Below are 21,560 nucleotides of genomic sequence, written 5' to 3' on the forward strand. Positions count from 1 at the left end.
GCGCAGGGGCCGGCCGCGGGGTGCGTCAGGCGTCGCCGCCGCGCCGGATGCGCCACACGCTGTCGTACCGGAAGCCCTCCACGCCCTCGGGCGAGACGCTCCGACTGCTCACCGTGTCCAGTGTCTCCACGGTCCATTCGGTCTCCGGCAGGGCGAGTTCGTCGAGGACACTCCGCAGTGTCGGGAACTCGGCCTCGAAGGGCGGCTCGGTCTGCCACGACGGCCAGTTGGCGTGCATGACGAGGAGCAGGGTGCCGCCCGCCGCGACCGCCGCCGCGGCCTGACGCAGAATCAGCTGCTGGTCGAGTGCGACCGGAGACTGGAGGAACTGGGCGTTGACGAGGTCGAAGGACCCCTCGGGGAAGGTTTCTCCCAACTCGTGGCGTTCCCAGGCCGTACGGCCGCCGACACCGGCCTCGGCGGCGTGGCCGGCGGCCCGCTCCAGCGCGGTGGGCGAGATGTCGACGCCCGTGACCCGCCAGCCGCGCGAGGCGAGCCACACCGCGTCGGCGCCTTCGCCGCAGCCGAGGTCGAGTGCCGTGCCCGGCACGAGGTCGGAGGCCTCTCGGACGAGCAGCGCGTTGGGGCGGCCGCTCCACAGCCGGCCGCCGTCGCGGTAGCGGGCCTCCCAGAACTCGGCGGCCTTCAGGGCAGGGGTCTCGGTCATGGCGTCTCCCGGTGCGCAGGTGTGGTTGTGTTCACGCTGAAGAAGCCTGCGGGACGCTCCGAGCGACGACAAACAGCCTTGCCGGTTCGGCAAAACCGGCAGCAGCCCGGGGCACGCCCAGGGCCACAGGACTACGACCTTGGCCGGTCCTTCTGAGCCCGCGGCCCGATCCGCCGGGCCCGCCGCCCCGCCTAGCTTCGAGCCATGCGTATAGGACTACTCGGCACCGGCAACGTCGCACGGGCACTCGCGCAGGGCTGGCGAGCCGCGGGACACGACTCCCTGCTCGGCTCCCGTGCACCGAAGGAGCGAACGGATCTCGGCCTCCCCGTGGCGGACTTGAGCGAGACGACCGCCCACGCGGAGGTGCTCGTGAACGCGACCCCGGGAACGCGTCCCTGGAGCTCCTGCACTCCATCGGGGCATCGGCCCTGGCCGGCAAGGTGCTCATCGACATCGGAGTCGGCCTCACCGACGACTACACCGAGCTCTCGCACCCCAACAGCAGCCTGGCAGAACACATCCAGCAGGCCTTCCCGCTGACGCCCGTCGTCAAGACGCTCTGCACGATGGACTCGACGGCGATGATCTCCCCGGACAGTCTCGAGGGGCCCAGCACCGTCTTCCTCTCGGGCGACGACGCCGAAGCCAAACACCTCACCGGCCGGCTGCTCACCGACCTGGGCTGGCCCCCGTCGTCCCAGCTGGACATCGGGGGCATCACCACCGCACGCGGTCAGGAACACTTCGCACTGCTCTTCATGGGGATCGCCGACGGCCTGGGCGCCCACACGTTCAACATCAAGGTGGTCCCCCGCGTCGCCCGCTAGATCAGTCCTCCGGTGCCTCCAGCCAGAATCCGGAGCGGGTGCGCCACAGGTCGAGAAGTGCCGTGTCGCCCTTGGTCTCGATGGCGATGGCGGGCCGCTTGTAGAAGTACAGGAGGAGGTCGGTCACCGGGCCGCGCGCGGTCGCGGTGGCGCCGTCCGAGCCGGGCCGCCAGACAGGGCGTTCGCCGGTGAGGTCGACGAGCCACTCTCCGGCGTCGGTCGCGTCGAAGTGGAGGGTGCGGCCGGGCCCGAGCAGGTCGGGCAGGTCCGGCCGGGGCTCGAACGCCTCGGGGAAGGTGGAGAACTCCAGCCATTCCTGCACCCCGTCGACGGCGAGGTCGCTGTCCAGCGCGAACTCGGTCCCGGCCGTGAGGGCCGCGTCGGCGCGGTGCAGGGCGGTCTCGAAGGTCATGCGGCGCGCCCAGAACGCCACCGGCGCCGCCCGGTCCGCGGACGGGTTCCACGCCAGGGCCGCGGCCCCGGCCGCACGAAGGGTGGAGCTCAGCCCGGCCGCGCCTTCGACGAGCCACGGGATCAGGAACGACGCGTCCTCGTGGGCGTATGCGGTCAGGTCGTTCACCAGCTCGTCGGCGACCGGGCCGCCCGCACGGGTCCGTACGGCCTCCTCCGCCCACCGGTGGTCGCCGCCCACGTGCCGCAGGAGTTGCCCCAGGTTCCAGCCGGGGCAGGTGGGGACCGGGGCGGTCATGTCCGCGCCGCGCACATGAGCGGTGAGCCGTTCGGTCTGGGAGACGATCTCGTCGCAGTGGCGCTCGAAGCTCAGCGAGGTCATCGCTTCATGATGCAGCAGGGCCTGGATCCGCCTTGCCAGTGGTCTCGGATACTGTGTGCCGCCTGAGCAAGATCAGCGTGCGGGACAGGGTGGGGAGAGAACACGATGTCGGTGGGGGCAAGACGGGCACGGCGTCGGCTGGCCCAGGTGGCGGTGCTGGCCGGGATGTTGTCGGGCTGTGCGGGGGCGGCCGAGGACGGCACGAAGGCGTCGGCGAGCGCTTCGGCGCCGGCTTCCGCGACGGCCTCGGCACAGGCGGCCGGCGACGGTGGCCCGGCGGTGAAGAGCGGGGGCACCATCGGCGCCGCCGGATCGGCGTGCGAGCTCCCCGTCACGTTCGACATCGCCCAGTACTGGGAGGCGGAGGCCGTCGACGCCGGGACGGAGAAGGACGAGTCGGCCGGCAGCGGCAGCGGCTCCGCCGATGCCGGGGAGGACGAGCTGTCCCAGGAGATCGCCGACGCGCTCTTTCACCAGGGCCCGGTCACGGCGGCCTGTGAGGTCGACGCCAAGCCGGCCGGGAACATCGGTTTCCTGCGTATCTGGACGGGCGAGCCGGGCTCCGACGACGCGCGCACCGTGCTGGAGGCCTTCCTCGCGGACGAGACCGGCGTGAGCAAGGCGAAGTACGGCACGTTCAAGGCGGGCGGCGTCGCCGGGGCCGAGGTGAAGTACCTCGTCACGAGCGAACTCCTGGAGGAGACCAAGGAGGAGACCGCCCTGGCGGTCACCACCGAGAAGGGCCCGGTCGTCATCCACCTCGGCGGGATGGACACCGAGGAGCACCGGGCGATGCTGCCGGCCTACGACCTGGCCAAGGAGACCCTGCGGGTCGGCTGAACAACGGCTGAGCGACGAGGGTGCCCGGCACGGGCGGACCGCGCGCCGCGCCGGACACCGGCCCGGCGCCGGTCAGGACGCGGCGCAGGAGCCGGTCGCCGGGGCCGTGCTGGTGCCGTTCCGCAGTTCTACGGCTGCCCGCCGCCGCCCGCCTGCCCGCTGTCGGTGAGGAACCGGTCGAGGGCGGCCGTCAGTTCGGCCGGCTTCTCCACCGGCAGTTCGTGGCCGGCGTCCAGGACGCGGATCACGGCGTCCGGGTAGGCCTTGGCCATGCGGAGCATCTGGGCCAGTGGCAGCTGGATGTCGTGGTAGCCGTGCACCATCAGGGTGGGCGCGTGGATGTCGCCGACCCTGTCCAGCACGTCGAAGGCCCGCATGGCGCCGTAGAGCGTCATGACGACCTCGCGGGGCGTGTCGGCGGAGGCGCGGACGTACTCGCGGATCTCCTCGCGCGGGTAGCCGGGGGCGAAGGCACGCTGGATGTTGGCGGCGACGAACAGCTTGAACGGGGCGAGCGTCGAGGCGGCCATCAGCAGGGCGCGTCCCCGGCTGTAGGCCATCCGGCCGATGGAGTTCACCAGCACCATGCGCTCGACGCGCTCCGGGTGGGTGAGGGCGATGGTCTGGGCGATCATCCCGCCCATGGAGTGGCCGATGATCACGAACCGCTCGATCTCGAGGTGATCGAGGAGGGCGAGGACGTCCTGGGCCAGGTCGTCGATCCTGCGCACTCCTGCCCCGCTGCTCTCGCCGTGCCCGCGCAGGTCGAGCCGGACGACCCGCCGCGCCTCGGCGAAGTGGGCGACCTGGTGGTCCCAGCGGTGCCGGTTCGCCGTCCAGCCGTGGACGAACACCAGGGGCACACCCTCGCCGTCGCGGGGGCCCTCGTCGTCGTACGTCAGCGTCGCGCCGTCGACTTCGAGCTGCGGCATGGGTGGCCTCCTGGGGTGCGGATCTCCGGTTACTGACCGGTACGGTAACCGGCGGTGCGGGCTGCCGTCACCGGCGTTCTCCCAGGAAGTCGAGGATGTGTCCGAACACGTCGAGGGCCGCTCCTCTGCCGAGGAACGTGTCCAGGTGGCCGTAGCCCGGGATCTCGGCGTACGTGACGTCGAGTTGGGGCTGGCGGTGGGCCAGGACGTCGCGGCAGAGCCGTTGGGAGTCGAGCCACAGGCCGTTCTCGCTGCCCGCAAGGAGCAGGACGGGGGTGTCGATGCGGGCCGCCGCGTCCAGGGCGTTCTGCGGGAGGTCCCGGTAGCGGTGGTCGGTGTCGTGCCAGCGGACGACGGTGCGGGCGAGTTCGATACGGCGCAGGTGCGGCAGGATCCACAGCGGGGCGGGGCCGAGGAGGTCGGCGAGGCGGTCGTGCGTCGTGTCGGTCAGGTGCTCGTGGACGAAGAGCGAGGCGCCGGTTCCCCAGGCCGAGTTGTGCAGGATCTGGCAGGTGGGGTCCGGGCAGGTCGCCTTGCGGGAGGCCAGGGCGAACAGCGGGGTGTACTTGGACCGGAGTCCGACCTTGCGGAAGTCGACGGGGATGTGGTCGATGCGGGACTTCAGCAGCTCTCCGGCCAGTGTCATGCGCAGGGAGGTGCGGCCCGCGAGCTTCGGGGTGAGGAAGACGCCCTGCGAGACCACGCCCGCGAGGCCGGGGACCAGGCCCGCCGTCATGCTCAGGGAGAGGGTCAGGGAACCGATGCAGTGGGCGACGACGAAGAGCGGGCGGTCGCCGATGCGGGTGCGGATGTGGGCGACGGCCTCGGGGATGTCGTAGAGGGCGACGTCGTCGTAGGTGTAGCGGCGGCCGGTCTCGTTGTACGGCAGGCGGCAGCTGCCTCGCCAGTCGAGCAGCCAGGGTTCGTGGCCCTCGTCGAGGAGGGCGTCGACCAGGTTGCGGGTCTCTGGCAGGAGGAACATGTCGGCCGACGCGGTGTGTCCGTGCAGGAGCAGGACGGCGGGGCGGTCGTGGGCGGGGGCGCGGGTGCCGGGGTCGATCCGGGTCAGGCCGAGGCGCAGGCCGTCGCTGGCGTGGAACGGGATCTCCTCGACGTGCGCCGGGTCGAGGCGGTGGTGGAGGGGGCGCAGGGTCGTGGTGGTCCTGACCTTGCGCAGGGCCGGCCTGGCGGTCCTTGGGTTCGTCGTACGGAAGATCATCGGTGGTGCTCCGTGGGGGTCTGGGGGCGGCGCAGGTCGAGCAGGTCCGCGGCGGCCCGGGCGAAGGGGCCGAGCAGACCGCGGCCCATCTCCAGGCCGAACCAGGCGAGCCAGGTCAGCTTGGCGGTGCGCTTCTCCTGGCTGGTCAGGCGCGGGTCGACCTGGATGCCGTCGATCTGGTCGCGTACGTAGGAATCCGCGGGGACGACGACCTCGCCGGCCAGGTGCGCGGGTGCGCCCTCACGGCCGAGCTCAACGGTCAGGGCGCGGGTCTGCCGCCAGACGTCGCGGCGGGCACGGGCGTACTTGTGACCCTCCAGCCACCAGCGGCCGCCCTCGCTGTCGGTCAACTCCAGCCGGTAGCGGAGGAGTTGGTGGGGCAGGCCGTGCCGGTGCGGGATGCCTTCCTCGGGGCGGATCCAGATGTCGCCGCGTGCCACGGTCAGTGGCTCGGGGTGCAGGGCGGGGCAGGTGACCTCGCCTCGGACGTCGACGCGGCGGTCCGTGACCAGCTGGTGCATGCTCGCGACGGAGAGGGTGAGGGACATCGACATCGGGCACCGGGTGTCGGGCGTGTCACCGACGGGACCGGCTTCGACAGGAGCGGCTCGGACCGGACTCACGCTGCCCTCGGCGGTCTCGGAGAACCACAGGTAGGGCTGGTCCTCCTTGTGCGGGAGGCGGGCGAGGCCGTCGTTCGCGAGGCGTTCGAACGTCTTCAGCCGGGCCCGGGCGTCGTAGCGGGCGGCGGGTGGCAGACCGAGGGCCTCGACGAGTGCGGTGGTGCGGTCGGCGGTGGCGGCCGGGCCCTTCAGGGTGGCCTCGCACAGCTTCAGGGCGGTGGGGCTCTGCAACACACGGCTGAGGAAGGTCAGTTCGGGGACGGGGTCGGCCTCCAGGCGGGCCAGGGCGTCGACGCGCCACTCGTCCCAGTCGTGGACCCTGACGTGCATGCCGCCGAACGCCATGTCCCGTACGACGTCGTCGAGGGTGTTGGGCACGCCGGTGAGGTTGTAGTCGAAGCCCCAGGCGTCCGGTTCGCAGACGGCGGCGACCGCGACGCGGCTGACCCAGTCGACGGGGGCGGCGTTGAGGTAGCGGAAGGCGGGCACCGTACGGAAGCGGCCGAAGGCCGAGATGAGGCCGCTGCTGAGGTCCTGGGGGTTGTAGGCGCCGGTCCTGGTGTGGCCGCCGATGCCGCCGGGGCGCAGGGCCGTGACGAGGAGGCCGTGGTCGCGGGCGCGGCGCAGGGCGACCTCGGCGGCCCACTTGGTCTGGTCGTAGCCGGCGATGAGCCGGTCGATATGGGCGAGCGGGTCGTCCTCGCCCATGGAGGAGATGCCGACCTCGTTGAAGACGGCGATGGAGGAGATGTGGTGCAGGGGCTTGGGGCGTCCGGTCGCCGCCAGTTCGGCGAGGGTGAGGGCGCCGAGGACGTTGCTGGTGCGCAGGGACTGGTAGCCGCGCAGGAAGTCCACGGCCGCCGCGACTCCCACGATGCTGTCGAGTTCGTGGGCGAGCGTGTTCCAGAGGTCGTCGGACAGGCCCAGACGGGGCCGGCGGATGTCGCCGGGAAGCACTGTGATGCGCCGGCGGACCTCCGACGACCAGGGCAGCCCGTACTTCTTGAGCGCCTCGCCGAGGCGGGCCGTCGCCGCCTCCTCGTCGGCGGCGCGGACCAGGCAGTGGACGTGGGCGTCGCTGTGCCGCAGCAGGTCCAGCAGCATGTGGCTGCCGAGGAAGCCGGTGGCGCCGGTCAGCAGGACGCGGCGGGGCGGGAGGGGGTCGGGCGAGGCGGTGAAGGGGAGACGGTCGGCGAGGGCAAGGTCGGCGAGGATCTGGGTGAGGTCCTCGGGGCGGGCGGTGGAGGCCGACGGGGCGCTGTGGGGACGCGCGGCCACGGAGGGCGCTGGGACGGGCTGCGTCGCCCCGGGGGCGGCCGCTTCCGATACGGCAGTCGACGAGGCGTTGTGGGAACGCGCGGCCACGGCGGGAGGCGGCGTCGGCCGCATCGCCGCAGGGGAGGCCGCTTCCGGCGCGGCTGTCGCGGCTCCGCCGCCTTGCGGGCGGCCCTTGGCAAGCGCCACCGGCCTGGCGTCGGCGAAGACCTCGTCCAGGTCGACCGACACGCCCAGCTCCACCTCCAGCGCCGAGACGAGTTCCACCGCGCTCACGGAGGTGCCCCCGGCGTCGAAGAAGTCGGCGTCGGGCGAGAGGTTTCCCGCCGGGACGTAGCGGCCGGCCACGGCCGCGATGGCGGCGGCGAGTTCGTCGGCGTCACGCGCCGGGGCGCTCTGGGCGGGCGGGCCCGACCCCGTGACCTTGGCCAGCAGGTCGGAGACGGTCAGACCGACGCCGCCGCGCTCGATCGCCTCCGCGGCCGCCCGCTGGTCGGCGCCTGCCGACACGTTCTCGTTCACCTCACGCATGGGAGCCCTTCACGGTGTTGCCCTGCCCTTTCGTCGCTGCTGTCCGCATGTCCTCGTACCGTCACCGGCGCTGCCAGGAGCGGAACGCCCGAAGGTGCTCCGGCGTGACCACGGTCTCCAGCCGGTCGTCGTCCTGGTCGCCGCCGCCCAGCGCTGCCAGCAGGCGCCTGGCCGGGGTGTTGCGTGCGGTGCGTTGCGCTGTCAGGCGGACCTTGGCGCAGCCCAGTTCCTCGGCGCGGCCGGCGAGCCAGTGCAGCAGGCGTTCCTCGACGCCTCGGCCGAGTGCGCGGCAGCTCATCAGCCAGGCCAGGACGTCGAGCCGGTCGCCCTCGCGGCGTACGGCGAGGAGGCCGATCTGGCCGTAGTCGCCGAAGCGGTCCCGGGCCGTCACCGTCCAGACCTCGCCGTGCCCGCGCCAGCGGGCGACGTCGCCGCCGTCCGCCGAGCGTGCGCGCAGTGTGAACTGGTTGGTGCGGCATACGAGTTGCTCCGCCCGCCGCACATCGGCGTCGGACAGCGCGCGGACGTCCACCTCCAGCTCCAGCTGTTCCAGGAACTCCTCGAAACCGGCCTCCGCACGGACGGCGCCCCGCTCGCGTTCCTGCTCGTAGAACCTCGCTCGCAGCGCGTCCTCCGCGGTGGCGGCCGCGGGGACCAGCGGCCACAACCGGCCCAGGAAGTCCGGCAGTTCGGATGTCGACGGGCAGGTCACCGACAGCACCTGTGGGAGTGCGGCGCGCATCTTGGCGATCTCCGCCGGGTTGTCGTCGAGGAACAGGAAGCTGTCCAGGCCGAGGCCGAGCGTGCCGGCGGCATCGGCCAGGCGGGCCGGTTTCGGGCCCCACTCGGCGGAGACCACGCTGAAGTGTTCCGCCTTCAGCAGGCTGTCCGGGCGGTCCAGTACGGCGCGGACGACGTCCTCGTCGTTGTTGCTGACCAGCACCAGCAGCGCGCCGGCCGCCCGCCAGTGCAGCAGCCTGCGGGCGAGCAGGGCTCGCGGACCGGTCAGGTCCACCGCCTCGGGGCCGATCTCCCCGGCCACGCCGCCCCACAGGGTCTCGTCGCCGTCGACCGCGATCACCTTGGGCGCCGGACGCCGTACGGCGCGCACGACTTCGGCGAGACGGAGGGCCACCGCCGCCTGGAAGGGCGCGGTGAAGGGGAGGTGGGCCAGGCGTTCGGTGCGCTCGTCGAAGCGTTCCGCCACGGGGTGGTGGCGGGTCCAGTCGTCGGGGCCGAGGACGGCGATACCGGGCACCTCGGCCAGCTCGGCGGCGACCTCCTGTTCCCATCGGCGGAGGCGGTCCTCCCTCTGTGCGGTGGGCAGGAACCCGACGATCAACGGCTTGCGGGTGCGCTCGGCCACCACGCGCAGTGCCGCCGGGTGGGCAGTGCGCAGTTCGGCGAGCAGCGTGTCGTCGACCGGGCCGAAGCGTTGCAGGTCCGTGGCCCGCAGCAGGACGACGCCGACCGTCGTGGCCGGGTCGGCGAACACCCCGGAAGGATCGCGCAGACCCGCCAGAACGTGGTGGTACGGGGCTTCGGCGACGGCGGCCGGGCTGTCCGGTGCCGCCGCGCCGAGGGCCGTCTCGCACATCAGGGGCAGGTTGCCCAGCGCGAAGGTGGCTGCGAGGGCGAGCCGGTCGGCCCTGGGCCGGGCCGGGGCCGGGCCCGCGTCCGGTGCCGGGACGCGCACCGGCCCTGTCGGGTCCTCGGCCGTCTCCGCCAGCAGCCGCAGCAGCTCCTCCCCCAGCCCGGCGACCGTCGCCGCGTCCAGGATGTCGAGGTTGTGATCGAGGCGGATGCGGCCCGCGTCCGGGGTCATGGTGATCATCAGGTCGAGGTCGGAGTAGCCCGTGCCGGCCGGAAGCACCTCCAGGGCGCTCAGTCCGCCCGCGGCGCGTACGTAGTTGAAGTACACCTCCACCAGCGGCGCGTTCGCCCGGTACAGGCCCTGCCGGGCCAGCGCGGGCAGCACGTCGGAGAACATGGCGCCCTGGGTCAGCACCCGCTCCAGCCGCCCGTCGGTGCGGCGCAGCACCTCCTCGGTCCGCTCCCCCGCGTTCGCCTCGGCGGGGAAGGGCACCGGCACGCCGAAGAAGCCCACCGCGTCGTAGGCGTCGGCGTGGATGCGGGTGTCCACGGGCACGGCGAGGACGAAGCGTTCCCGCTCGCGCTTCCTGGCCAGCAGGACGGTCAGGGTGCCGAGGCAGAAGGCGGCGGGTGTCACGGCCAGGCGGCTCGCGGCGGTCGCGATGCGGTCCGTGAGGCCGTCGGGGATCGGCACGGTGACGCTGCCGGCCCGGTACGAGCGGGTCTGCGGGCGCGGTCGGCTCAGGGTCAGGTCGAGTCGTGCGCTGCCTTGGAAGGCCGCACGCCAATCGTCCGCGTCGGCCTGCCCGTTGCCCTGCCTGTTGCCCTGCCCGTTGCCCTGCGCGCCGGTCTGCTGGGCCTCGATCAGCAGATGGATGTCACGGTTGGCGATGGTGTCCCCGAGCGTGACACCGGAGAGCTCGGCGTCGATCTCGCCCGCCACCAGCAGCAGCGACTGGAGATCACTGACCGCGTGGTGGGCGCCGTAGACCAGGATCTGGCCGCGCTCGCCGCCGTCCAGCAGCTCGAAACGCCACAGGGGCGCTACGGCCAGGTCGAACGGCGGCTCCAGAAGCCCGCGCAGCCGGTCGGCGGCATCGAGGGCGGTGTCCTGCGGAACAGCCGTCTCCTCCGGGACGACCGTCCATCGCAGGGGCGTTTCCGGCAGTTCGCGGTCCACCCTCAGCTGCCGTCCGCCCTCGTCGGCGGTGACGACGGCGGTGCGCAGGGCAGCGTGGCGTGCGGTGAGGCGGTCGAGGATGCCGGTGAGGGTCTCGCGGGTGGTCGGGGTGGTGAGGCGTACGGCGAGGCCGACCGCGTGGGCCGCGTCGGGCATGCCGGGCCCGGCGCTGCGCAGCAGGCGTGCGACATCGCGGGTCACGGGGTGCAGTTCGGTCGCCGGTACTTCGTCGGTGTGCCGCGGCTCGTGCGGTGGCGTGGGGTCCCGTTCGGGCAGCGCGGTGCTCAGCGCCTGGGCGAGGCCACGGATGTCGGCGGCCGAGAAGACGGTGGCGGCGGGGAGCTCGACGCCGAGTTCGCGGGCGAAGGCGTTGCGCAGCCGCACCAGCATCAGGGAGTCGAGGCCGAGTTCCTTCAGGGCCGTGGTCGCGGCGACCTGTACCGCCCCGCCGGAGACCTCGCCGACCCGGGCGCGGACGTATGCCTCCAGACGCACGGCCCGTTCGGTGTCGGTCGTCGCCGCGAACACGTTCCTGACGAGGTCGTCCGTGGCGGGCGTGCCGGTGGGGGCGGTGATCAGGTCGGCCAGGATCGGGCGGCTGCGGGCGGCGTCGGGGTCGAGGGCCAGCAGGTCCCAGTCCAGGGCCATGGGGGCGAGCTGACGGCGGGAGGTGGTCAGCACCCGCTCGAACAGCACGACGCCGTCCTGCGCGGAGAAGGCGACGAGTCCGGAGCGGGCCGTCTCCACTTCCCGGACGCCGGACTCGGCCACCATGCCCACGCCGGCCCAGGCGCCCCAGTCGAGGCTCAGCGACCGGCGGTCCCGGAGGGAGAGGTGGTGCGCCCAGGCGTCGAGGAAGGCGTTGGCCGCCGAGTACGGGCTCTGTCCGGCCGAACCGAGCAGGCCGGCAGCCGAGGCGAACAGGACGAAGTCCTCGGCGTCCGGGGTCAGTTCGGTGAGCAGGGCGGTGCCCAGGACCTTGGGGCCGAGGACGCGCAGGACACGCTCGTCGGTCAGGCCCGCGATCGTGGCGTCGTCCAGGACACCGGCCGCGTGGACGACCCCGGTGATCGGGCCGAGCGTGTGCCGTACGGCGTCCAGCGCCGCCGCCAGTTCCTCGCGGTCGGCGACGTCGGCGCGGGCCACGTGCACGGTCACGGCCCGCTCTTCGAGCCCCCGGATCCAGTCCAGGGCGTCCGCGTTCGGTGCGCCGCGGCTCACGAGGGCGAGCAGGCGGGCGCCCCGGCGGACCAGCCGCTCGGCGACGACCCGGCCCAGACCGCCGAGACCACCGGTGATCAGGTACACCCCGTCCGGGGAGGTCGCGCCCTGCCCGGAGTCGTCCGGGCGGGTGCGGATCAGCCGGGGTACCAGTCGTCCGTCCTCCCGCAGCGCGACGAGCCGTTCGTCGTCGGCGTGCCACAGCTGGGTCCACAGGGCGTCGGCGCCGCCCGTGGGCGGAAGGTCGACGAGGGTGGTCCTCAGCTCGGGGTGTTCCTGCGCGACGGCGAGGCCGAAGCCCCAGGCGAGCGCCTGCTGAGGGTGCGTCACCTGCCCGCTGCCGCCGGCGGCCTGGCTTCCCCGGGCGACTACGAACAGGCGGGGCGCCTGCGCCCGGTCGGCGAGTGCTCGCACCAGACGCAGGGTGCTCAGGCAGCACAGCCGGGCCGCCTCCTCGGCCGTACGACCGTCCTCGATCGCCGGGGCGTCGAGCGCGGAGAGCTGCACGACCCGCTGGGGAGGTTCGTGTGCGAAGGCCTCGTCGAGCAGACGCGCCAGCTGGCCCGGGTCGGCCGTGTCGAGCACGTACCGGCCGGGGCCCTCGGCGGCGAACTCCTCGCCCCTGCGGGCGATCACGCAGGTCGCGGAGGTCGCGGAGGCGCCGAGTCGCTCGACCAGGTCGGCGGCCACGCCCGACTCGTCGGCCAGGACGAGCCAACTGCCCGGTGCGGGCGGCTCGCCGGCGGGCGGGCGCGGCTGCCAGCCGGTCTCGAACAGCGCTCCGTCCAGCGGTGAGAGCGCGGCCAGCCGGAACTCCTCGGCCTCCAGCAGCAGTTGGTCCTTGTCGTCGTACAGGCGGAGGTCCAGGGTGACGGTGTCGCCGGACACGGACCGCAGCTCGCAGGTCACCCAGGCGGGGGTGGTGCGCCGCCCGGTGTGGCGCAGTCGTGCGACTCCGGCGGGCACGAACGCCCGCCCCTGGGGTGCGTCGCCGGGCAGCGCGGCCGTGTGGAAGGCGGCGTCGAGGACGGCCGGGTGGAGCAGATGGCCGGCGGCGGGCCGGTCGGCAAGGCGGGCGACAGCGGTGGTGTGGGAGCGCCGGCCCGACTCCAGGCCCCGGAAGGCGGGTCCGTACTCGATGCCGAGGGCGGCGAGGGTGCCGTAGACGGTCGGGAGGTCGGCGGGTTCCGTGCACTGGGCGCGCAGTGTGGCCGGCGGCGCGCTCGGGCCGGCCGTGGGTTCGGCGGGGGTGACGGCTATACGGCCGTCGACGTGCCGTTCCCAGCGGGCGCGCTGTCCGTCGTCGGCCGGGGCCGAGGAGATCGTGAAGTCCCGGACGCCGTCGACGGCCGGCTTCAGGACGAGTTGCAGCCGTGTCGGCCGGGACTCGTCCAGGTGCAGCGGCTGGAGGAAGCCGACGTCGCGGAGCCGTACGTCGTCGCCGTCCTGCACGGTGGCCGCGGCCTCCAGCGCCATGTCGAGGAAGGCCGCGCCCGGCAGCCAGACCTCGCCCGTGACCCGGTGGTCGGTCAGATAGGCGAAGCGGCTGTCGCGCGGGTCCACCTCGCTCTGGAAGATGTGCCGGTCGGCCTCGTCGCTGGCCTCGACGTGCGTGCCCAGCAGCGGTGAGGCGCCGGTCGCGGTGGCCGGGGCGGGGGCGAGCCAGTGGCGTTCGCGGGCGAAGGCGTAGGTCGGCAGGTCGACGCGGCGGCCGGCCGGGAACAGCGCGGCCCAGTCGGGCGTGTGACCGGCCGTGTACAACTCCCCCAGTCTGCACAGCAGTACGTCGCGCCCGCCCCGCCGGTGGCGCAGCGAGCCGACGCTTACCGCGTCGATTCCGGCCGCCGCCGCCACGGCCTCGATGGACGAGCCGAGCGAGGGGTGCGGGCTGAGTTCGACGAAATAGCGGTAGCCGTCGTCCAGCATGCGCGTGATCGTGTCCGCGAAGCGGACGGGTTCGCTGAGGTTGGCGTACCAGTACGCGGGGTCCAGGCGGTCTCCGGTCACGGGCTCCGCCAGCACCGTCGAATACAGCGGGACGGCGGTCCGCGTGCCCCGGATGCCGGGGAAGCGGTTGAGCAGATCCTCCCGCAGGGGGGCCATGAGCGGGGTGTGGGAGGCGAAGGGGGTCGACAGGGACCGGGCCTCGATGCCCTGCTCGTCGAGGCTGCGGCGCAGCTCGGCCAGGGCGTCGCCGGCGCCGGAGACGGCAGTGGAGTGGGGGCTGTTGACGGCGGCGACGAACAGCCGGCCGGCGTAGGGCGCGAGGAGTTCCTCGACCCGTGGGCGCGGCAGGTCCAGGGACAGCATGCCGCCCTTGCCCGCGACCGGTACGACCGCCTGGGCGCGCCCGGTCACCACGGTCACGGCGTCGTCCAGGGTGAGCGCGCCCGCGCTGTACGCGGCGGCGATCTCGCCCAGGCTGTGCCCGGTCACGGCGTCCGGGGTGACGCCAAGCGAGCGCCAGGCGGCCGTCAGTGCCGCGTTCACCGCGAACAGCGTCGGCTGGAGATACTCGGTGCGCTCCATCGGTGAGAACTCCTCGGGTGCCCGCAGCGCGTTGAGCACCGACCAGCCGACGTGCCGCTCCACGGCCTCGTCGATCCGGGTCAGCTCCTCGCGGTACGCCTCCGACTCGGCCATCAGGTCCAGGCCCATGCCGGGCCATTGGCCGCCGTGCCCGGCGTAGACGAAGGCGACCTTGCCCGTCTGCTCCTCCCGGGGCGCGGGCAGCGGAATCCGTCCGGTCGCCAACTCACCCAGTACAGAACGCAGTTCGTCCCGGTCCTCGGCCAGGATCGCTGTGCGTCGCTCGAAGTGGCTGCGGTGGTGGGCCAGGGTGTGGGCCGTGTCCGGCAGCGCGGTCTCGGCGTCGGTATGGGGGCCGTCGACGGCGGCGAGGTGGTGGGCCAGTGCCGCCGCCTGTCCGCGCAGGCCCCCCTCGCTGCGGCCGGACAGGACGAACAGCCGCTTGCCCGGGGGGAGTTCGACAGGTGGCCCGGCGGTCGCCGGTCCTGCCTCCTCGACGATCACATGTGCGTTGGTGCCGCTGATCCCGAAGGCGCTCACGCCGGCACGTCGGATCCGCTGCCCCGACGCGGGCCAGGCGGTCTCCTCCCGCAGCAGGTGCAGTCCGCTGTCCGCCCAGTCGACGTGCCGGCTGGGGACGTCGGCGTGCAGGGTGCGCGGGAGGGTCTCGTGGTGCAGTGACTGCACGACCTTGATCAGGCCGAGCACGCCCGAAGCCGCCTGTGCGTGCCCGATGTTGGACTTCAGCGAGCCCAGGTGGAGTGGGCGGCCCTCGGGGCGTGAGGCGCCGAAGACCTCGGCGAGGGCGTTCGCCTCGATGGGGTCGCCGAGGGTCGTGCCGGTGCCGTGGGCCTCGACGTGGTCGATGTCGGCGGGCATGAGTCCGGACCGCTCCAGCGCTCGCCGGATCACCTGCTCCTGCGCGGGGCCGTTCGGCGCGGACAGGCCCTGGCTGCGGCCGTCCTGGTTGACGGCGGTGCCGCGCAGGACGGCCAGCACCCGGTCACCGTCGCGCCGGGCGTCGCTCAGTCTTTTCAGTACGACCATGCCGGCGCCCTCGGCCCAGATCGCACCGTCGGCCCCGTCGGAGAAGGAGCGGCAGCGGCCCGTCGGCGACAGTCCGCGCAGCCGGCTGAACTCGACGAAGGTCTGCGGCGTGACCATCAGGGTGACACCGCCGGCGAGCGCCAGATCGCACTCGCCCGCCCGCAGCGCCTGTGCCGCCAGATGCACGGCCACCAGCGACGACGAGCACGCGGTGTCCACGGTGAGCGCGGGACCGTTCAGCCCGAGGGTGTACGCGAGCCGGCCCGAGGCCACGCTCAGGGCGGAGCCCGTGCCGACGTAGCCGTCCAGTTGGTCGAGCCGGGTGCCGGAGAGGTATTCGCTGCCGAACATGCCGACGTAGACACCGGTGGTGCTGCCCGCCAGGTCGGCGGGCACGATTCCGGCGCGCTCCAGCGACTCCCAGGCCGTCTCCAGCAGCAGTCGCTGCTGCGGGTCCATGGCCGCCGCCTCCTTCGGTGTGATGCCGAAGAAGGCGGCGTCGAAGGAGTCGATGTCGTCGAGGAAACCGCCCTCGCGGGCGTACGACTTGCCGAGCGCGTCCGGGTCGGGGTCGTACAGCGCCTCGACGTCCCACCGCCCCGCCGGGAACGGCCCGACCGCGTCCCGGCCCTCCGCGACCAGACGCCACAGTCCGTCCGGGTCGCTCACGCCGCCGGGCAGCCGGCAGGCCATGGCGACCAGGGCCACCGGCTCGTCCGACGGCGGCGTGTGCGCGGACGGGGACCCGGACGTGGATCCGGAGGTGAGCTCTCGGCTCGGTCCGCCCGGCGTCGCCAGAACCCCGGTGAGCAGGTACTCGGTCAGGCGGGTGGGAGTGGGGTGGTCGAAGAGGAGGGTGGCGGGGAGTTTGGTGCCGAGGCGGGTGCTGACGCGGTTGCGCAGGTCGACCGCTGTCACCGAGTCCATGCCGAGGTCACGCAGCGGCTGGTCGGGGCGGACGGATTCCGCCGAGCGCAGACCGAGCGCGTGGGCGGCCTCCTCTCGGACCAGCGCGAGGACACGTGCGGCGCGTTCGGGCTCCGGCAGCCGGGCCAGCCGGTCGGCCAGGGTGCGGCCGCCGGCCCGGGCGGGGCGTCGGGCGGGAAGCAGCGAGCGCCACAGTGCCCCTTCGGGTGCGGCGGCCCGCAGCCGGGGCAGGTCCAGGGCCCAGGCCACCAGGTGGGCGGCGTCGCGGCGCAGGGCGAGTTCGGTCAGCTCGCGGGCCTGGTCGGGGGTGAGGGCGCGGTGGCCAAGGCGGGCCATCCGCTCCAGGTCTGCGTGGAGCGCCGCGAGCCCTTCGCCCGCCCAGGCTCCGAAGGAGACCGAGACTCCGGCCAGGCCCTGGGCGCGTCGGTGGTGGGCGAGTTGGTCGAGGAAGGCGTTGGCGGCCGCGTAGTTGGCCTGGCCCGCGTTGCCGACGACTCCCGCGGCCGAGGACACCAGGAGGAAGAGGTCGAGCGGCCGGTAGGCGGTGAGGCGGTGCAGGTGGGCGGCGCCGTCGACCTTGGGGCGCAGCACCTGTGCGAGGCGCTCGGGGGTCAGGTCGGCCACCACGCCGTCGGCGAGTACCCCGGCACAGTGGACGATGCCACGCAGCGGTGACTCGTCACCGATGCCGGCCAGCAGCTCGGCCACGGCGGCACCGTCCGCGACGTCGCACGCGGCGATCACGACGTCGGCGCCGAGTGCGGCCAGTTCGGCGACGACGTCCGCCGCACGGGGGTCGTCGGTTCCTTGACGGGACGTCAGCAGAAGGCGGGGTACGCCGTTCTCGGCGAGCAGCCGGGCGATGCTGCGGCCCACCGCGCCGAGGCCTCCGGTGATCAGCACCGTGCCGTCGGCGGGGATCGGGGCCGGGCGGCCGGATGGCGCGGGGCGGGCCCGTACGAGGCGCGGGGCGAGCAACTCCCCATCTCTCAGGGAGAGTTCCGGCTCGTCGGCGTGTGCTGCGGCGGCGAGCAGCGGCGGTTCGTCACCGTCGAGGTCGAGGAGGATCAGCCCGAGGTCGGGGTGTTCGACGCGGAAACCGCGGGCGAGACCCCACAGCACCGACTGGGCGAACCCGGGAACCGAGTCCCCGTCGGCCGCCGCGACCGCTCCCCGCGTCACCCAGACGGTGCGCGCGGGCGCCTTGTCCGGTGGAAGATCGATCAGCGCCTGGAGTTCGGCGAGCGCGAGGGCCGCCAACTCCTGTGCCGCTACGGCTGGTTCGGCATCGGGTGCGGTGCGGGGCCAGACGCGTACGACGGTGTCGGCGCCCTCGTCGGTGATCTGGACGCCTGCCGCCCGCAGGTCGCGCAGGGCTGTCGCGACGGCCGGGTCCGACGCCTCGCCGTGGACGGCCCATGCGGAGCCGGGTGTGCCGGCCGGCACCTGCGGTACGGCCGTCCACGCCACCTCGTACAGATGGCGGCCGTTCTCCGAGGCACTGTCGAGGTCGGCCGGGTTCGCGGCCCGCAGGCGTACGCCTTCCAGTCGGCCTGCCGGGAACCCGTCGGTGTCCCACAGGGTGACGTCCAGAGTGATGTCCGGACCGGAGCCGCCGGCCCGGCGCACGGACACGATCAGGTCCGTCGCACTGCCGGGCGGCAGGACACAGCGTGCCATGGCGACGGGCAGCAGTATCCGCTGCTCGGAGCTGTCGAGGGCGGCGGCCACGTGGAGGGCGGCGTCGAGGAGTGCCGGGTGCACCGGGTAGGGGTCGGTCGTGTCGCGGGCCACGGGTGGGAGGGCGAGGCGGGCCAGCAGGGTTCCGTCGCCGGTGACGGCAGCCTGTCGTACGCCCTGGAAGGCCGGGCCGTAACGGAGACCGAGGCCGGTCAGCCGCTCGTAGGTGTCCTCGTGCCAGGCCGGTTCGGCCGTGTCGGGCCACGCCGGTGGTTCATCGGCCGCGGTGGATGCCGGCTCGGCGGCGGACGCTGTGGCGTGCAGGGTCCAGTCCGTGGCCTCCTGGCCGCCGGGGCGGCTGTGGATCGTGATCTCCGGGGCGGCCCCGGCGGTGACCACGTCGACGGACACCTCGACCGTGCCGGTGGCGGGCAGGGTGAGGGGCGCGAGGAGGAGCAGGTCGCAGACGTCTGCGGGGGTGTCCGGGCGGGCGGCGGCGAGCGCGGCGCGGCAGAGTTCCAGCAGGGTGGTGCCCGAGACCACGGTCCGGTCGAAGACGGTGTGGTCGGGCAGCCAGTTCGCGGTGGCCGGGGACCACTCGTCGCGGAAGGTCCAGCGGGTCCGGTCCGCCGACTGGAGCTGGATGCCGAGCAACGGGTGCGCGGCGCGGTCGAAGAGGCCGGGCGCGGCGGCGCAGGCGGCGGGCTCGATCCAGTGGCGCTGTGCGTCCCAGGCGTAGGTCGGCAGGTCCGCCGGGGTGGTGTGCGGGACCGTGCGGCGCCAGTCGATCCGGCCTCCGTGGACGTGGAGTTCGGCGGTGGCGCGGTCCAGGCAGGCGGGGCCGTCCTCGTCGCGGCGGAGTGATCCGACCGCGACCAGATCCTCATCGATGGTGCGCAGCGCGGTGAGGAGCGAGGGGTGGGGGCTGAGCTCTACGAAGCAGCGGTAGCCGTCGGCGGCCATGCGCTCGACGGTGGGCGCGAAGCGGACGGGTTCGCGCAGGTTTGAGTACCAGTAGCCGGCTTCGAGCTCCTCGGTGACCGGCTCGCCCGTGACCGTTGAGTACCAGGTCACGGGCGTCGGGTGGGCGGTGACCCCGTCGAGTTCGTCGAGGATCGTGGTGCGCAGAGGCTCGACCTGGGCACTGTGGGAGGCGTAGTCGACATCGAGGCGGCGGACGAAGACCTGCTGCCGGTCGAGGTCGGTGAGCAGGGCTTCGACGGCGTCCACCGCACCGGCGATCACCGTCGAGCGGCCGCTGTTGACGGCGGCGACGCCGATCTCGTCGCCGTGAGCGGCGAGTCGGGCCTCGACCTCCGAGTGCGGCAGGGCGACGACGGCCATGGTGCCGGTGCCGGACAGTTCGGTCAGCGCCTGGCTGCGCAGGGCGACCACGGCCGCGGCGTCGTTGAGGCTCAGCGCTCCGGCGACGCAGGCGGCGGCGACCTCGCCCTGGCTGTGTCCGACGACCGCGTCCGGCCGTATGCCACGAGCGCGCCAGACGGCGGCAAGCGACACCATCACGGCGAACAGGACCGGCTGGACGACGTCGACACGCTCCGGGTTCGGGGCGCCGGCGTCGCCGCGCACGACGGAGGTCACCGACCAGCCGGTGATCGGTCGCAGTGCGGCGTCGCAGCGGTCGAGTTCGTCGGCGAACACGGGGTCCCGGTCGAGCAGATCGCGGGCCATGCCGTCCCACTGGGACCCCTGGCCGGGGAACACGAACGCCAACTTGCCTGTGGTGAGGGCGCGTTCGGGGCCGGTGAGCAGCTCCGGTGCGGGGCGGTCCGCGGCGAGTTCCCGCAGGGCGGAGAGCAGTTCGTCTCGACCGCTCGCCCGGACGACGGCCCGGTACTCGAAGTGGGTGCGGTGGTGGGCCAGGGTGGCGGCGACTGCGGGGAGCGGCGACTGCGGCTGCTGTTCGAGGCGTTCCAGAAGGCGGCCGGCCTGTGCGCGCAGGGCGGGGAGGCTGCGGGCGGAGAGCGGGAAGAGGGTTGCCCCGGGAAGGCCGCCAGCCGGTTCGCCCGTCTGTTCCTCGGGCGCCTCCTCCAGTACCACATGGGCGTTCGTGCCGCTGATCCCGAACGCGCTCACCCCGGCGCGCCGTACCCGCTCGGGGTGCCGTGGCCAGGCCTGCGGCTCACCGGTCAGGCGCAGTCCGCTGTGCGCCCGGTCGATGTGCTCGGTCGGGGTCTCGGCGTGCAGGGACGCCGGTATGCGTTCGTGGCCGAGGGCGAGGACGGTCTTGATGACGCCGGCGATGCCCGCGGCGGCCTGGGTGTGGCCGATGTTGGACTTCAGGGAGCCGACGCCGAGGGGGCGGTCCGCGGGGCGGCCGGGTCCGAAGACGGCGGCCAGTGCGCCGGCCTCGATCGGGTCGCCCAGCGGGGTGCCGGTGCCATGGGCCTCGATGTGGTCCAGGTCGTGCGGCTGGAGCCCGGCCGCCTCGAGCGCGGCCCGCACCACCCGTTCCTGCGCGGGGCCGTTGGGGGCGCTGAGGCCCTGGCTGCGACCGTCCTGGTTGATCGCCGAACCCTTCACTACGGCGAGGATCCGGTCGCCGTCGCGCCGCGCGTCCGCGAGCCGCTTGAGCAGCACCACACCGCAGCCCTCGGCCCACACGACGCCGTCCGCGTCGGCGGAGAAGGGACTGCACCGTCCGGACGGCGACAGCCCGCGCAGCCTGCTGAACTCGACGTGCCCGCGCGGGGTCACCAGCAGGGTCGCGCCGCCCGCCAGCGCGAGGTCGCACTCGCCGCCCGCCAGGGCCCGCGCCGCGAGATGCAGGGCGACCAGGGAGGACGAGCAGGCGGTGTCGACGGTGACGGCGGGGCCCTGGAGGCCGAGGGTGTAGGCGATCCGGCCGGACGCCACGCTGGACGCCGAGCCGGTGCCGACGTGCCCGTCGAGCTGGTCCAGGGCGGCCGAGGCCAGATAACCGCTGTCGTAGAGGCCGACGTAGACGCCCGTGGAGCTGCCGTTCAGTGTGTCCGGGACGATTCCGGCGCGTTCGATCGCCTCCCAGCCGGTCTCCAGGAGCAGCCGCTGCTGGGGGTCCATGGCGGCGGCCTCGCGCGGTGAGATCCCGAAGAAGGGCGCGTCGAAGCGGTCGATGGCGGAGAGGTAGCCGCCGCGCAGGGAGTACGTCCTGCCGGTGGCGTCCGGGTCCGGGTCGTACAGCCCCCGGGTGCCCCAACGGCCCGCCGGTACCTCGGTGATGGCGTCCTCGCCCGCGGCGAGCAGCCGCCAGAGCGCCTCGGGGTTGTCGGCGCCGCCGGGGAAGCGGCAGGCCATGGAGATGATCGCGATGTCGTCGCCGGCCCGCGGGGCTGTGGGGTCCGTGGGCGGGGCCCCTGCCGCTGCGGGGGTGGGTGTCTCGTCGAACACCGCCTGGGCGAGGGCCGCGATGGTGGGGTGGTTGAAGATCAGGGACGGGTCCGTGGCACGGCCGGTGGACGCGGACAGCTCGGCGGCGAGTGTCACCAACTGGCGTGATCCCAGACCGAGTTCGGCGAGGGGACGCTCCGGGTCGACGGCCGGCGGGTCGAGCCCGGCCGCCTCGGCGACGGCCGACTCCAGCCAGGCCCGCACACCGTCCGGTGTGGTGAGCGACGGCTCGGAGAAGTGCTGCTTCGGGGACTCGTGCGCAGGCATCTGGAGAGGTGTCCTC

The 21,560-nt window shown here is 73.6% G+C and carries 7 protein-coding genes and 1 pseudogene; 2 read left to right on the forward strand and 6 right to left on the reverse strand.

The annotated features are described in order from the left end of the window. Positions 1 to 25: 25 nt before the first annotated feature. Positions 26 to 667, reverse strand: coding sequence for a bifunctional 2-polyprenyl-6-hydroxyphenol methylase/3-demethylubiquinol 3-O-methyltransferase UbiG (locus KUM44_RS30755; protein WP_217213024.1), 642 nt, complete (start codon positions 665 to 667; stop codon positions 26 to 28). A 204-nt stretch (positions 668 to 871) separates the two neighbouring features. Here KUM44_RS30755 and KUM44_RS30760 point away from each other — a divergent pair. Further along, positions 872 to 1,497 (forward strand): annotated as a pseudogene (locus KUM44_RS30760) (NADPH-dependent F420 reductase). Between the two features lies 1 nt (position 1,498). On the opposite strand, the gene KUM44_RS30765 reads toward KUM44_RS30760, so the two are convergent. Then, a complete protein-coding gene (locus KUM44_RS30765) occupies positions 1,499 to 2,290 on the reverse strand; it encodes a maleylpyruvate isomerase family mycothiol-dependent enzyme (protein WP_217213025.1) in 792 nt (263 codons plus the stop codon). Positions 2,291 to 2,395: 105 nt separating this feature from the next. On the opposite strand from KUM44_RS30765, the gene KUM44_RS30770 reads away from it, so the two are divergent. Then, positions 2,396 to 3,130, forward strand: coding sequence for a lipoprotein (locus tag KUM44_RS30770; protein ID WP_217213026.1), 735 nt, complete (start codon positions 2,396 to 2,398; stop codon positions 3,128 to 3,130). A 128-nt stretch (positions 3,131 to 3,258) separates the two neighbouring features. Here KUM44_RS30770 and KUM44_RS30775 read toward each other — a convergent pair whose 3' ends face one another. From KUM44_RS30775 to KUM44_RS30790, 4 genes are all read right to left on the reverse strand, one after another. Continuing rightward, positions 3,259 to 4,062, reverse strand: a complete 804-nt coding sequence (locus tag KUM44_RS30775) for an alpha/beta fold hydrolase (protein WP_217213027.1) — start codon at positions 4,060 to 4,062, stop codon at positions 3,259 to 3,261. 67 nt (positions 4,063 to 4,129) lie between these two features. Beyond that, positions 4,130 to 5,281 (reverse strand): alpha/beta hydrolase, encoded by a 1,152-nt coding sequence (locus KUM44_RS30780; RefSeq protein ID WP_217213028.1) that lies wholly within the window; start codon positions 5,279 to 5,281, stop codon positions 4,130 to 4,132. Further along, a complete protein-coding gene (locus KUM44_RS30785) occupies positions 5,278 to 7,710 on the reverse strand; it encodes a thioester reductase domain-containing protein (RefSeq protein WP_217213029.1) in 2,433 nt (810 codons plus the stop codon). The genes KUM44_RS30780 and KUM44_RS30785 overlap by 4 nt, the downstream gene beginning before the upstream one ends. A gap of 61 nt (positions 7,711 to 7,771) precedes the next feature. Further along, positions 7,772 to 21,544 (reverse strand): type I polyketide synthase, encoded by a 13,773-nt coding sequence (locus KUM44_RS30790; RefSeq protein WP_217213030.1) that lies wholly within the window; start codon positions 21,542 to 21,544, stop codon positions 7,772 to 7,774. Positions 21,545 to 21,560 lie beyond the last annotated feature (16 nt).

It is taken from the genome of Streptomyces sp. AC550_RSS872, from assembly GCF_019049285.1.
Taxonomy (GTDB): Bacteria; Actinomycetota; Actinomycetes; order Streptomycetales; family Streptomycetaceae; genus Streptomyces.